Origin of the sequence: Paenibacillus sp. FSL K6-1558 (assembly GCF_038002565.1) — a bacterium.
GTDB classification, from domain to species: domain Bacteria; phylum Bacillota; class Bacilli; order Paenibacillales; family Paenibacillaceae; genus Paenibacillus; species Paenibacillus polysaccharolyticus.
Map to the genome: position 1 here is coordinate 4103390 of NZ_JBBOCV010000001.1, position 15708 is coordinate 4119097.

Here is a 15708-nt window from a genome sequence, read left to right on the forward strand (position 1 = left end):
GCGCTATATCTATATCATGAAAATAAGTGAACAACGTCCTGTAAACAAGCATGGGCTTTTATAAGATTGAGAAGTACTTCAACATGAGAGGAATGTGGCATTCAATGACAACGTATTTCAGTGAACCGCAGAGCATGTATTATCGATTCGGAGAAGATCAGGAGCAGGTATTGAAGGTGCTTGCCGAGAGATATATTGGTGCCAATGCACAGGCCGATTTTGTGTACCGTGCGTTTCAGCAATCCGGCATTTTGCAAAATGATAAAGGGCTCTATGATCTGAATCTTGGTAAACGCTTTCCAGACGCGCCGAAAGATCATATCTCCTACGCCGCAGCGCTGGTATGGGGGGATGAGAACCGTAATCTCGATGTGCTGGTACGTTGCTATGGACCGGTACGTTTTTATTTTAACAACGAGTTGATCTACCGTTCTACGGTCATTGATGAGATAACGCCAGATGCCACGGTGAAGCTTGGAATCGACATCGAGCCCGGCTGGAATACCGTGTGGCTGGAGATGAAAAACACCCCTGCCGGATTCGGATGCCAGTTCGGTTCCGATGAAGGCAAAGTACGTATTTTGAATGTACTTGCTCCTTTTCAAGAGCGTTCGGGGCAAGCGGGATGGGTCTTCTCTGAACCTGTTACATCTGCACAAGCCCAGCCAAACCTGCTCGCGAGTCAAGGAGAGAGTAATCTAAAATGGTTGCCAGAGACCCAGTGGTCTGCTTCCGAACAGAATAAATCGGCTTTGGAACGAATCTATGGACTGCTTCCAGGCAGACACGCTTATGCATGGACGAATCTGAACAATCGTGATACCTCTGGACGTCCGGTTCGATTATCTGGACAATCCTCTGGTCCAATACAGATCTGGCTCGGGGACAAGTCAGTTGCAACAATAAAAAACGCAGGATCGTTCGAAGTGGAGGTTGAAGCCACATTTGGCCGAAATGATCTTCTGGTACGAAGTGAATGTCAAGCTGGTGCTGGCTCATGGGGATTTGACCTGAAAGCTTCTGTCGGTAAAGAGTCTCTTCAGTTGGAGCTTCCGCAACGAGTGCAGGGAGCATTGGAAGAATGTTGGTTCTATGCAGGTCCATTTGAATCTGGAGCCGAGCCAGAACTTGCAGATTTGATGCGTTTGGATCGTGTGTACCGGACTAATGCAGGACAACAAGGCACAGGAACGAGCGGCGTTTCGCAAGCAGGGCGGACGTACTGGCGTTTGGATCGGCCGGATACGTTCATCCGACCTTATTATGAAAATGCGATGCTGAGCAATAAATGGACCGTGGGTAGTGTAACCAACTATGGACGTTGGGATTACCCGCTGGGTGTTACCGTCTATGGCCTGCTCCAGGCAGGACGATATATGCAAAGAACAGATATTACCCGTTATGCCGCAGAACATGTACAGTCATGCACTCAGATGTATGAGTATTCTCTATGGGATCGTGAGCAGTATGGTTTTCCTTCTATTAATCAGCAGTTAATTATGTTGAAGATGTTGGATAACTGTGGTTCCTTCGGCTCAGCGATGCTGGAATCATATACGGAATGTAAGGAACCAACCTTCCTTCCCATTGCTGAACGAATCGCGGACTTTATGCTTAACCGTTTGGAGCGTCAAACGGATGGGGCGTTCTATCGAACATGTGCTGGGGAATATGCCGAGAATACGATGTGGGCAGATGACCTTTACATGAGTACACCGTTCCTTGTGCGGTATGCTCGTGTGACAGGGAAATCCGAAGCACTCGATGAAGCGGCCAAACAGTTTTCGTTGTATCGCAAATATTTGTTTATGCCTGAATACAAGATCATGTCTCATGTATATGATTTCAAATATAAACAGGCGACTCAGATTCCTTGGGGGCGTGGTAACGGGTGGACTCTTTTCTCCCTGACAGAAGTACTGGAGGCATTGCCTGAAGACCACGCGGAGCGTCCCGCTTTAATCGAGTTTTTCAACGAGCTATGCGAGGGTTATGCAGCACTGCAAAGTGAGAGCGGGCTCTGGCATCAAGTATTGAATCATTCGGAAACGTATCTGGAAGCCTCCTGTACAGCTATGTTTGCGTATGGTTTCGCACGTGGTGTGCGTTTCGGCTGGTTTAAAGATCCTTCGGCATACGTTACGGCAGCTCAGCGGGCTTGGAAGGGACTGGTGAGCAACGCCATTGACCGTCAAGGGAACGTTCACGGCGTATGTAGCGGATCAAGATATGCATTCACAGCTGAATACTACGATCAAGATTTGCGGACGGTTACCAATGACAACCATGGCATTGGGATCATGATGCTGGCTGGAACAGAGGTAGCCAAAATGGAGAAACATTTATCGGAGCGCACGGCGAAGTCTACAGCGTCTACTGTACATTCCGGATAGAACGAGGTTGTATCAGCTTCCCACCTGCTTCATTTTTTAGGTTTGTTCATCATGAAGAGATAAGCGCCACCGGGAATGTGGTTTCCGGTGGTTTTTCTTTCCTGTGAACCCCTTACTTTTTTGACAGGATAGCTTACTTTTGTTTATGTCATGTACAGAGACAGGCGATTACAATAGTTTTGTAAGCGATTTCATATAAGCAAAAAGGGGAGGAAATTCATTCATGATCATCACCAAAAAGTGGGTAACCCTGTTCTGCCTGTCCCTGTTATTATTCGCTACAGCCTGTTCTGGAGGAACCTCAAGCACACCGGCATCTTCCGGTGATTCAGGCCAAGGCGGTACTTCTGACAAAATTGAACTGCGCATGACCTGGTGGGGGTCACAGACCAGACATGATCTGACAACCAAAGTGATCAAACTGTTTGAAGAGAAACATCCAGGCATTACAATTAAAGCTGAATATTCGGGCTGGGATGGATATTTTGACAAACTTACGACTCAGGTTGCCGGTTCGAACGCTCCGGATATCATCCAGATGGACTACGCGTTTCTGACGGACTTTGCACGGCGCGGTGCTTTGCTTGACCTGACGCCATATGCAGATAAAGAGCTGCGAATCAAAGACCACGACAAGAGCATGATTACAGCCGGATCGATCGACGATAAACTATATGCCATCACCCTTGGGGTGAATGCGCCAGGTGTCATTTATGACGCAACATTATTCCAGCAACTGGGCATTGAAGAGCCGAAGGAAAGCTGGACATGGGACGACTTCTCAGCGATAGCAGCCAAGATTGCTGCAGCGAAGGGAGACGGATTCTACGGTTCGGCTGACATTTCCGGTGCTACGAATATGTTTGAGGTATTTGTACGCCAGTCCGGTAAAGGGTTGTTTGAGGATGGCACCATGACAGCAACAAGTGACCAATTGAAAGAGTGGTTTGAGATGTGGGCTGCATTGCGTGAGAACAGAGGAGCTACATCCGCTGAAGTCGCTGCTTCCACAACCAATGCACTCGAAACCAGACCGATTTCTTTGGGTACAGCGGCTATGGACTTTGCGTGGTCCAACCAACTGCTTACGTTCCAACAAGTGAACAAAAACCAGGATCATAAGCTTGGCATTCAAGTGTTGCCACATGGTGTGAACGAACAACGGATCGGTGAGTATCTGAAGCCAGGCCAGTTCCTGTCCGGTTATGCCAAATCCAAACATCCAAAAGAAGTAGCTATGTTCATTGACTTTATGGTGAATGACCCTGAAGCGACAGCGATTCTTGGATCAGAGCGCGGTGTGCCAGTCAATGCGAGTATCCGTGAGCAGATGCAGCCGAAGCTGTCAGATGCAGAGAAAGTCATTTTCCAATTCATTGATACGGTATCCAAACATTCCAGTGAAATTAGCCCGCCATACCCGCAAGGTTTTGCTGAAGTGGACACGAGTTTCAAAAGTGCAAGCGAACAGATCGCTTTTGGTCAAGGTAGTATGACAGACATCATTGCCCAGTTTATTGAGGGCGCCAAAGCAACGCTTGGATCAAGCCAGTAAAGAGAATAGAACTTGTAGCTATAGACGAGTTTTACCTGTATCTGTATTTGTAGATATGTCTACAAGATATATCTACAAATACACCTGGCGGAAACCGTTCCGATGAATTCAAATCCTGCGGGGAGGTTGCGAAAATGACGACATCACAGGTCAGTCAAGCCAGAATCGAGAAAGTAGCCGCCCGGCGCATGAAACGTCGATACGCCCATAATGGAGCCGCTCTGCTCTTTCTCGCTCCTTGGCTTGTCGGATTAGTATTTCTGACCCTGGGTCCCATGCTTGCTTCGTTATACATTTCCTTTACCGATTATAGTATTCTTGCCGCTCCAAACTGGGTCGGTCTGAATAACTACGTCACCATGTTTACGTCTGACAAGCTGTTCACCAAGTCACTTCAGGTGACATTTACTTACGTTGCTGTCTCCGTCCCACTCAAACTGATTTTTGCCTTATTTGTCGCGATGCTGCTCAACAAAGGCATTCGCGGACTTGGCATATACCGCACCGTGTATTACATCCCTACATTGCTGGGAGGCAGCGTAGCTATCGCAATGTTGTGGCGCAAAATGCTGGGCGGTGACGGATTGCTCAACAGCGTACTGGCGATGGTAGGCATTAAAGCACCTGACTGGGTGGCTAATCCGAAGTACGCACTGTATTCCATTGTTCTGTTGTCTGTATGGCAGTTCGGTTCATCCATGATCATCTTCCTGGCAGGACTCAAACAGATTCCACCGGAGTATGATGAAGCGTCTGCGGTAGACGGTGCGGGTCCGATGCGGAGATTTTTCTATATCACGTTGCCGATCCTGTCACCTGTCATCTTCTTTAACTTAGTTATGCAGCTGATTACGTCCTTTCAATCGTTCACACAGGCCTTCATTATCAGTAACGGCAGCGGGGGTCCTGTAAATTCCACATTGATGTACTCTCTCTATCTGTACAAAAAAGGGTTCTCCTTCTTTCAGATGGGTTATGCTTCTGCCATGGCGTGGGTGCTGGTAATCCTGATCGGCGTATTTACATTGCTCGTATTCCGCAGCAGCAAGTTGTGGGTACACTATGAGGATGGTGGAAAATCATGATTGGACAACGTAACTCCGTAGCATGGATTGTCACCAAACATGTACTGATTTCAGGTATTGCCCTTGTGATGCTCTATCCTGTTCTGTGGATGCTGGGCAGCTCGTTCAAGCCGGGGCACATGATTTTTACAGAAACTTGGTTCTGGCCAAAGGAATGGAATTGGCAAAATTACATGACGGGCTGGTCCGGCGCTCAGGGGAATGCCTTTTCCAAATTTCTGACCAACTCCATCGTTCTGTCGCTTGGAGCCGTGCTGGGCAATGTGATCTCCTGTTCGATGGCGGCCTATGCCTTCGCCCGGCTAAACTTCCGCTTCAAAGCGATCTGCTTCGGGCTAATGCTGATGACGATTATGCTACCGCACCACGTTACGCTAATCCCGCAGTATATTCTCTTTAATCAGTTGGAGTGGGTGAATACGTACTTGCCACTTGTTGTACCAAAATGGTTGGCAACTGACGCGTTTTTCATCTTCCTTATGGTACAGTTTTTCCGGGGATTGCCGCGAGAACTGGATGAAGCAGCGACGATCGACGGTTGTGGCCCGGTAAGAATCTATACCAAAATCATTATCCCGCTCGCTTTTCCGGCACTGGTAACGACGATGATCTTTACGTTTTTGTGGACATGGGATGATTTCTTCAGTCAATTGATCTACCTGAGCGATGTAAGCAAGTACACCGTTCCGCTGGGACTACGTCTGTTCCTGGATTCGAGCTCACAGTCCGATTGGGGTCCGATGTTTGCCATGTCTGTTTTATCCCTTGTGCCATGTTTTATCGTATTTATCGTGTGTCAGAAGTACTTCGTGGAAGGAATCGCGACCTCTGGGCTCAAAGGGTAATTCCAAGACGAAACGAGTTGATTCCGAGTGCGAAAAACAAGATGGTCTGCCTACATTCTTCAAAAGTTGCAACAAAGCAAGCTCTCCACATTGATGGTGACTTGCTTTATTGCGTTTAATTTGCTGCTTGTCTCCATTATTGTATGGCTGGCTTACCAATCCTTCTCTGCGGTCACATTTACCGAAATCAGTAAAGCACGTCTTGCTCTTTTGAATGAGAGCACCAGGCGGGGCTTTGATTTTATTACTGGGGTAACGGGCACGTCCTATGGGCTCGCAAGCAACAGGGAGTTGTCTAACTTGCTGGATACATCCAATACGGGCAGGTTGGCACAGATTCATCAGCGGAGAGAGGTTTCAAAAATTCTGGATCATACCATGGTGGTGAGTGATGGGATTACCTCGATTGAGCTGTATACGGATGCCTTTAATGAAGTAACGGTGACGATGGCTGATCGTATTTTTCCTGTAGATGCTATATCGAATGATTCCTGGTTTGCCGCACTGGAGAAGGCGGACGCAGCTTGGGTCCCGCTTCGTGAGAATGAATCGGGACAATCCTTGGTTGGGTATGCACAGCGGATCTATGATAGTCGAGGCGGGACGGTCGCTTATGTGCTCATTCGTCTAAGCAGAGCGGATATCGTACGCAGGTTTGCCGATGTTCCAATGGTGCTCGATGGCAAAGTGCTACTGGTGGATACCGCCGGCAATGTGGTGATGCAGATGGGGAAGGCTGATCCGTCAGGGGGAAGTACAGGTCAGTCCGATCAAGAAGATCAATCACGTCCCGAAGAAAAGCAGACCATAGCTCAAGGAACGGTGGACGGGACTGACCCATCATCTTCTATTATAGATAGTGCCTGGATTCAGGAGCATGCGCGGCCTGGAGAAGATGGATTCGAAGTGGTATCAGGTCAACCGGGTGGAGCAGAGTTGGTGCTGTACTCCAGACCTGCTATGCTTCAGTGGCGTCTTGTGCAGACGATTCCTGTCTATACCTTGTTATCCCCGGTGCGCCAAGCAGGCTGGCAGATTCTCGGCATCGCCGTCCTTGGATTGTTATGCTCGGCTGTGCTTGCTTATTTATTTGTACGGCAGATTATTCGGCCTCTGCGCCAACTGATCAAACGAATGAGACAGCTTGAAAAAGGGGACTTCGATACGCGTGTAAAACTGTCGTTTACAGAGGAGTACGCCCATCTGGCCTATGGTTTTAACCATATGGCTTCACAGCTTACGATGCTGATGGAGCAGGTCAAGGAAGAGAGTCGAGCGAAACGGGAAGCACAAACCAGCTTGCTTGAGGCTCAGATCAAACCTCATTTCTTATACAATACGCTGGATATGATTCACTGGCGTGCGCTTGATTATGAAGCCAAGGACATCAGTCGTATGATTGTGCAATTGAGCAAGCTGCTGCGGATCGGGCTGAGCGGGGGCAGATTGTTTATCCGTGTAAGGGATGAATTAGAGCATGCCCGTTGTTACGTCAGCATTCAATCTGAACGCTTACCGTTCTCGATTCAATATGAGGAGCGGATCGACCCACGTATACGTGGGTGTCACATTCCCAAGATCATCTTGCAACCCTTTATTGAAAATGCTGTGATGCATGGGTATCCATTGGAAGGAACATTGCGTATCCAAGTATGTATTGCCCCGGCGGAAGGGGCTGTTGCTGATATCACCATTCGAATCACGGATAATGGACAAGGTTTGCCGGAGGATTGGAACATGGAGGATGCACGAGGTATCGGTGTTCGTAATGTACATCAACGTATTCAGTTGTATTGTGGACAAAGGTATGGCGTGCAACTACGGAATGGAAGTTCAGGCGGTGTCGAGGTGGAGATTACACTACCGCGCATTGAGACCGAAGAGCAATTAAATCTGTGGCTGGACGGTGAAAAATGATGAAAACCATTATGCTTGTCGATGACGACCCGCATATTATTAAAGCGCTGACCGAGCATATTAACTGGCCCTCCCTGGGCCTGAGTATTGCTGGTACAGCTGCGAGTGGAGTGGATGCACTTGAGCTGTTCCAGCGCGTGCGTCCGGATCTTGTCATGACCGACGTGTACTTGCCGGGCATGACTGGACTTGAAGTCACGCAGGAGTTGCGGCGTGACTATCCCCACTTGCCGATTATCATCCTTAGTGGATATGACGAGTTCGAAAACGCCAGAGCGGCTATGCGCTGGGGCGTGAATCACTTTTTGCTAAAGCCAGCGGAGGTGGAAGAGATTGAGTCAGTGCTACGGGAAGTGTTGCTGGAACAAGATGTGCGAGAGCGGCGAGAGCGGCTGGAGCGGACGTATAAACAAGAAGCGGGAAGAGTGCTCCCTTACTTACGCAAACAGTTTCTTCATGAATTGCTGACCACACGTTATCGAGCGGACGAATTGCCCGAGGCACGGATGGATTATATCGGGTTTCAAATCTATGATAAGGTTCGTGCAGTCAGTTTGCAGTTGAATCGTCCGGGTTTTATGACACGTATGAAAGAGCGAGACTGGCAACTGTTACGTTATGGAGCGGCGGATATCATCCAGGAAACAGTGAAGCAACAGACTGCTGAGATGGCGAATTGCCAAGTGGAGGTTGTGGATTATTCGGATCAGGTATTTGTACTCGTTATGCTTGGAGACAAGGATTATTTTGAGGACTTGCAGGCTCTCGTAGGTCGGATGATTGATCAGATCTTTACGTATCTGAAAATTGAAGTTAGCGCCGGCATTGGTCGGGTGAAAGAGCATCCCTGCGAGGTCATCGATTCTTATCTGGAGAGCAGGGAAGCGGTAGAACGAGCGGAGTTTCAGGGTGGGAACCGCATTTATCATGTGGAGACATCGGAAGAGGTGGAGCGAAGCGCGACAGATTATTCATTGTTGCTTCATCAATGGGATGAGGCGTGGGCCGATCTACGGATTGATCAGGCGGAGGAGGTCTGGCTTCAATTATTCCATTCGCTACAAGAGGGGAACTGTGCAAGCATTCAGGATGCCCAGGTGGTAGCGGTTAGTTTATTTGATACGATGATGCATAGCTGGAAAAAGCAACAGCCGATGCTGACACCGCCTCTCACGATGAGTGACTTCCTGCGTGAAATTCAGTCTAAATATGCTTTGCATGATCTGATAAACTGGATGGATGGCGTCATTAAGGGATGGCTGGAGCAGATCCGCAAGGAGATGGGCGAGAAGAAAAGCAACAAACTTATCGCTCAAGTGAAACAATACGTTGAGGAACATTACGCAGAGGAGATCAGTTTCGAGGCCATTGCCAAAGGTCTTTTTGTGCATCCCAAGTATTTAAGTCAACTATTCAAAAGGGTAACCGGAGAGAATTTCGTCAGCTACCTGAACGGATACCGTATCCAGCGGGCAGTGGAGCTACTGCAGTCGGGACATTATATGGTGTACGAAGTCAGTGAAATGACGGGGTTCCGCAATGCGACGTATTTTAGTCAGGTGTTCAAGATGTTGACGGGGAAAAGCCCGTCAGAGATTGGCTGAGTGGATTAGTTGTCAGTCTGGCAGGTTGAAGATTCGGGATTCTAAGTCAGATCGAGTGAGGTTGGCGCACCGAACAGAGCAGTATATAGAAGAGAATAAGGCAAGGTGAGTGTGGAATGTAGCCTAAACAGAGTTGATGATGTTGTTAATGTTAAGCGTGAAAGGTGTGAGAGAGGCGAGATGATCATTGATGATCAGGAGTACCTAGTCAAAGGAATGCAATATACCATTCGTTCAGCCGTGGAAAAGGATGTAGATACGTTGTGCTCACTTCGTGTACAGCTAGACGGTGAGACGGATAATATGGATCGTGAAGCGGGCGAAGCCTACATTGATGCTTCGGGGTTCCAAGAGTTGATTCGCATGGATACCGCAAAACGTAACAATCTGTTTCTGGTTGCTGTGGCATCAGGTGACATTGTCGGGTACTGCAGGTGTGCTGGATCTGAGTTGAAGCGTTTTTCGCATCAGGTCGAGTTTGGGGTATGTGTTGCCCGTTCCTTCTGGGGATATGGTATAGGAAGAGAGTTACTGAAATCGTCCTTACATTGGGCGGATGAACAAGGGATCGAAAAGGTAACGTTAAAGGTACTTTCAACGAATGATAAAGCGATACGATTATATAAGATGAGTGGTTTTGAGATTGAAGGAGTCCTCAAGCGAGATCGAAGGCATGCGGATGGAGAGTATTACGATACAGTGATGATGGCCAGATTTCCCGATGGAACGAGATAACATATGAAATTAGGGGTCTTTGCTTAGTAGCTAGAATACACGGAACAAATGTTACCATAGATAGTTTTATCCCTAATGCTAGATGGAAGGGTTGTATGATTAATACAAGCTAGCTGAGAATAAACATTTAAAAAATAAGAGCTGGTCTAGTATCACAGGATTCCTTGGATAAATTTAAATGATGAGTATTTTATAAGGTGTATTTCATGTGTAGCTGAAACGAGTAGGGTAAGTAAAGGAATGTAGTGTGTGAGGGCAGTTTCAATTATCATTATAGAAGCAGGCTGATGTTATATGGTTTTGATCTAATGTCGACATATAGATGGGATATTTTGCAAGTTGCAAAAAGGTTGTATGTTATGATATATTCTAAATCCGGCCAAGAAAACACAGTTTACACGGTGCGGCAAGCAAATAAAAACAAGCTTCAAAAGAAACTTGAAAAAAAGAGCTTGCAAAGTTGGTTCGGAAGTGGTATGATATAAAAGTTGCTGAAGCGAATGAGTGACGGTGACTGAATACGTTTGATCTTTGAAAACTGAACAACGAGTGAGTAAACATTCTGCTTGCAGAATGACGTGAAGGTTTTTGGTACATGCCATCTGGCTGTATGGAAACTGGAACACAAATGAGATGTTTAATCTCGTCAGATTCAAAATGAGCTTATCGCTCTTTTCAATAACTTTATTGGAGAGTTTGATCCTGGCTCAGGACGAACGCTGGCGGCATGCCTAATACATGCAAGTCGAGCGGACTTGAAGAGAAGCTTGCTTCTCTGATGGTTAGCGGCGGACGGGTGAGTAACACGTAGGCAACCTGCCCTCAAGCTTGGGACAACTACCGGAAACGGTAGCTAATACCGAATACTTGTTTTCTTCGCCTGAAGAGAACTGGAAAGACGGAGCAATCTGTCACTTGGGGATGGGCCTGCGGCGCATTAGCTAGTTGGTGAGGTAACGGCTCACCAAGGCGACGATGCGTAGCCGACCTGAGAGGGTGATCGGCCACACTGGGACTGAGACACGGCCCAGACTCCTACGGGAGGCAGCAGTAGGGAATCTTCCGCAATGGGCGAAAGCCTGACGGAGCAATGCCGCGTGAGTGATGAAGGTTTTCGGATCGTAAAGCTCTGTTGCCAGGGAAGAACGCTTGGGAGAGTAACTGCTCTCAAGGTGACGGTACCTGAGAAGAAAGCCCCGGCTAACTACGTGCCAGCAGCCGCGGTAATACGTAGGGGGCAAGCGTTGTCCGGAATTATTGGGCGTAAAGCGCGCGCAGGCGGTCATGTAAGTCTGGTGTTTAATCCCGGGGCTCAACCCCGGATCGCACTGGAAACTGTGTGACTTGAGTGCAGAAGAGGAGAGTGGAATTCCACGTGTAGCGGTGAAATGCGTAGAGATGTGGAGGAACACCAGTGGCGAAGGCGACTCTCTGGGCTGTAACTGACGCTGAGGCGCGAAAGCGTGGGGAGCAAACAGGATTAGATACCCTGGTAGTCCACGCCGTAAACGATGAGTGCTAGGTGTTAGGGGTTTCGATACCCTTGGTGCCGAAGTTAACACATTAAGCACTCCGCCTGGGGAGTACGGTCGCAAGACTGAAACTCAAAGGAATTGACGGGGACCCGCACAAGCAGTGGAGTATGTGGTTTAATTCGAAGCAACGCGAAGAACCTTACCAGGTCTTGACATCCAACTAACGAGGCAGAGATGCGTTAGGTGCCCTTCGGGGAAAGTTGAGACAGGTGGTGCATGGTTGTCGTCAGCTCGTGTCGTGAGATGTTGGGTTAAGTCCCGCAACGAGCGCAACCCTTATATTTAGTTGCCAGCATTTTGGATGGGCACTCTAGATAGACTGCCGGTGACAAACCGGAGGAAGGTGGGGATGACGTCAAATCATCATGCCCCTTATGACCTGGGCTACACACGTACTACAATGGCCGGTACAACGGGCTGCGAAATCGCGAGATGGAGCCAATCCCAACAAAGCCGGTCTCAGTTCGGATTGCAGGCTGCAACTCGCCTGCATGAAGTCGGAATTGCTAGTAATCGCGGATCAGCATGCCGCGGTGAATACGTTCCCGGGTCTTGTACACACCGCCCGTCACACCACGAGAGTTTATAACACCCGAAGTCGGTGGGGTAACCGCAAGGAGCCAGCCGCCGAAGGTGGGATAGATGATTGGGGTGAAGTCGTAACAAGGTAGCCGTATCGGAAGGTGCGGCTGGATCACCTCCTTTCTATGGAGAATCGTTTCCCGCGTGGAAACATTCAAATATGCAGCTTAGCTGCAAACCACTCACTCGTTGCTCAGTTTTGAGAGCTCAAACTCTCAAACAGCTTGTTTATTATGAAGCTTGTTCTTTGAAAACTAGATATCGAAACGAAACAAACGCGAATTAGAACATTCCTTTAAGCTGATCTTGTGTAAACAAGTGAAGTGTTTTATAAGGTAGATTGCTGGAGCGAGTGATCGAAATGGAACGACTTTTGGCTTTGCGCAAGCAAACCAAGGGAAGTGACAGCTCGAACACGAGCGCAATGGTTAAGCTACTAAGAGCACACGGAGGATGCCTAGGCGCTAGGAGCCGATGAAGGACGTGGCGAACAACGAAACTGCCTCGGGGAGCTGTAAGCAAGCTTTGATCCGGGGATGTCCGAATGGGGAAACCCAGCTGGGGTAATATCCAGTTACTCATAACTGAATACATAGGTTATGTAGAGGCATACCAGGGGAACTGAAACATCTAAGTACCCTGAGGAAGAGAAAACAATAGTGATTCCGTCAGTAGCGGCGAGCGAACGCGGAGAAGCCCAAACCAAAGAGCTTGCTCTTTGGGGTTGTGGGACGTCTCACATGGAGTTACAAAGGAACCGGTTAAGCGAAGAGGTCTGGAAAGGCCCGCCAAAGAAGGTAAAAGCCCTGTAATTGAAAGTCTGTTCCCTCCGAGACGGATCCCGAGTAGTGCGGGGCACGTGAAACCCCGTATGAATCCGGCAGGACCATCTGCCAAGGCTAAATACTTCCTAGCGACCGATAGTGAAGCAGTACCGTGAGGGAAAGGTGAAAAGCACCCCGGAAGGGGAGTGAAATAGAACCTGAAACCGTGTGCTTACAAAAAGTCAGAGCCCGTTTTAGGGGTGATGGCGTGCCTTTTGTAGAATGAACCGGCGAGTTACGTTCCCGTGCAAGGTTAAGGTGAAGAGCCGGAGCCGCAGCGAAAGCGAGTCTGAATAGGGCGAATGAGTACGTGGACGTAGACCCGAAACCGGGTGATCTACCCCTGTCCAGGGTGAAGGTGCGGTAACACGCACTGGAGGCCCGAACCCACGCATGTTGAAAAATGCGGGGATGAGGTGGGGGTAGCGGAGAAATTCCAATCGAACTCGGAGATAGCTGGTTCTCCCCGAAATAGCTTTAGGGCTAGCCTCGGAAAACAGAGTCGTGGAGGTAGAGCACTGATTGGGTGCGGGGCCCGCAAGGGTTACCAAGCTCAGTCAAACTCCGAATGCCATAGACTTACTTCCGGGAGTCAGACAGTGAGTGCTAAGATCCATTGTCAAAAGGGAAACAGCCCAGACCATCAGCTAAGGTCCCCAAGTGTGTGTTAAGTGGGAAAGGATGTGGAGTTGCACAGACAACCAGGATGTTGGCTTAGAAGCAGCCACCATTGAAAGAGTGCGTAATAGCTCACTGGTCGAGTGACTCTGCGCCGAAAATGTAACGGGGCTAAACACACCACCGAAGCTATGGCTTGATGCTTTGCATCAGGGGTAGGGGAGCGTTGTATAAGGGTTGAAGGTGTACCGTAAGGAGCGCTGGACATTATACAAGTGAGAATGCCGGTATGAGTAACGAAAAGATCAGTGAGAATCTGATCCGCCGAAAGCCTAAGGGTTCCTGAGGAAGGCTCGTCCGCTCAGGGTAAGTCGGGACCTAAGGCGAGGCCGAAAGGCGTAGTCGAAGGACAACAGGTCGAAATTCCTGTACCACCGTAAATCGTTACGAGCGATGGGGGGACGCAGTAGGGTAGTGACGCAGGCTGATGGATGCCTGTCCAAGCAGTAAGGCTGGTTAGTAGGCAAATCCGCTAACCGTAAGGCTGAGCTGTGATGGGGAGTGAAAATTACAGTAGCGAAGGTCATGATCTCACACTGCCAAGAAAAGCCTCTAGCCAGATGAAGGTGCCCGTACCGCAAACCGACACAGGTAGGCGAGAAGAGAATTCTAAGGCGCGCGGAAGAACTCTCGTTAAGGAACTCGGCAAAATGACCCCGTAACTTCGGGAGAAGGGGTGCCCCGGTAGTGTGAATAGCACGAGGGGGCCGCAGTGAAAAGGCCCAAGCGACTGTTTAGCAAAAACACAGGTCTGTGCGAAGCCGTAAGGCGAAGTATACGGGCTGACGCCTGCCCGGTGCTGGAAGGTTAAGGGGAGTGGTTAGGGAGTAATCCCGAAGCTGTGAACCGAAGCCCCAGTAAACGGCGGCCGTAACTATAACGGTCCTAAGGTAGCGAAATTCCTTGTCAGGTAAATTCTGACCCGCACGAATGGCGTAACGACTTGGGCGCTGTCTCAACGAGAGATCCGGTGAAATTTTAATACCTGTGAAGATGCAGGTTACCCGCGACAAGACGGAAAGACCCCATGGAGCTTTACTGCAGCTTGATATTGAATTTGGGTACGATCTGTACAGGATAGGTGGGAGCCTTTGAAGCGTGAGCGCCAGCTTGCGTGGAGGCACCGTTGGGATACCACCCTGATCGTATCTAGGTTCTAACCTGGTACCGTAAACCGGTGCGGGGACAGTGTCAGGTGGGCAGTTTGACTGGGGCGGTCGCCTCCTAAAGAGTAACGGAGGCGCCCAAAGGTTCCCTCAGAATGGTTGGAAATCATTCGAAGAGTGCAAAGGCATAAGGGAGCTTGACTGCGAGACCTACAAGTCGAGCAGGGACGAAAGTCGGGCTTAGTGATCCGGTGGTACCGCATGGAAGGGCCATCGCTCAACGGATAAAAGCTACCCTGGGGATAACAGGCTTATCTCCCCCAAGAGTCCACATCGACGGGGAGGTTTGGCACCTCGATGTCGGCTCATCGCATCCTGGGGCTGAAGTAGGTCCCAAGGGTTGGGCTGTTCGCCCATTAAAGCGGTACGCGAGCTGGGTTCAGAACGTCGTGAGACAGTTCGGTCCCTATCTGTCGTGGGCGTAGGAAATTTGAGAGGAGCTGTCCTTAGTACGAGAGGACCGGGATGGACGTACCGCTGGTGTACCAGTTGTTCCGCCAGGAGCACCGCTGGGTAGCTATGTACGGACGGGATAAGCGCTGAAAGCATCTAAGCGTGAAGCCCCCCTCAAGATGAGATTTCCCAGTATGTAAGACCCCTTGAAGACGACGAGGTAGATAGGCTGGGGGTGGAAGTGCAGCAATGCATGGAGCTGACCAGTACTAATCGGTCGAGGGCTTATCCAATAGCAAGTTTTAAATCGCGTACGTTTCGTTTCGAATCTAGTTTTCAGAGAACAACACTCTGAATGAAGTGGAAATCGGTACATCACGGAATGTGTGTATGATT

Annotated in this window: 7 protein-coding genes and 2 rRNA genes; all 9 read left to right on the forward strand. The window is 49.1% G+C overall.

What is annotated here, in order from left to right:
- Positions 1-104 precede the first annotated feature (104 nt).
- The 9 genes from MHI38_RS17680 (at position 105) to MHI38_RS17720 (ending at position 15605) form a co-directional block, all read left to right on the forward strand.
- Positions 105-2393, forward strand: a complete 2289-nt coding sequence (locus MHI38_RS17680) for a glycoside hydrolase family 88/105 protein (protein ID WP_221790199.1) — start codon at positions 105-107, stop codon at positions 2391-2393.
- 223 nt (positions 2394-2616) lie between these two features.
- Positions 2617-3948 (forward strand): ABC transporter substrate-binding protein, encoded by a 1332-nt coding sequence (locus MHI38_RS17685; RefSeq protein WP_154891485.1) that lies wholly within the window; start codon positions 2617-2619, stop codon positions 3946-3948.
- A gap of 134 nt (positions 3949-4082) precedes the next feature.
- Positions 4083-5033, forward strand: a complete 951-nt coding sequence (locus tag MHI38_RS17690) for a carbohydrate ABC transporter permease (protein WP_397351819.1) — start codon at positions 4083-4085, stop codon at positions 5031-5033.
- Positions 5030-5878, forward strand: a complete 849-nt coding sequence (locus tag MHI38_RS17695) for a carbohydrate ABC transporter permease (protein ID WP_090924199.1) — start codon at positions 5030-5032, stop codon at positions 5876-5878. The genes MHI38_RS17690 and MHI38_RS17695 overlap by 4 nt, the downstream gene beginning before the upstream one ends.
- Positions 5879-5905: 27 nt before the next feature.
- Positions 5906-7795, forward strand: coding sequence for a cache domain-containing sensor histidine kinase (locus MHI38_RS17700; protein WP_341181479.1), 1890 nt, complete (start codon positions 5906-5908; stop codon positions 7793-7795).
- Positions 7795-9399, forward strand: a complete 1605-nt coding sequence (locus MHI38_RS17705; RefSeq protein WP_341181480.1) for a response regulator — start codon at positions 7795-7797, stop codon at positions 9397-9399. Before MHI38_RS17700 ends, MHI38_RS17705 begins: the two co-directional genes overlap by 1 nt.
- A 180-nt stretch (positions 9400-9579) precedes the next feature.
- Entirely contained in the window at positions 9580-10134 is a 555-nt protein-coding gene (locus tag MHI38_RS17710) for a GNAT family N-acetyltransferase (RefSeq protein ID WP_154891482.1), read from the forward strand.
- 684 nt (positions 10135-10818) lie between these two features.
- Positions 10819-12374: ribosomal RNA gene (locus MHI38_RS17715) — 16S ribosomal RNA — on the forward strand.
- 303 nt (positions 12375-12677) lie between these two features.
- A 23S ribosomal RNA gene (locus tag MHI38_RS17720) occupies positions 12678-15605 on the forward strand.
- Together the 16S and 23S rRNA genes form the textbook arrangement of a ribosomal RNA operon.
- Positions 15606-15708 lie beyond the last annotated feature (103 nt).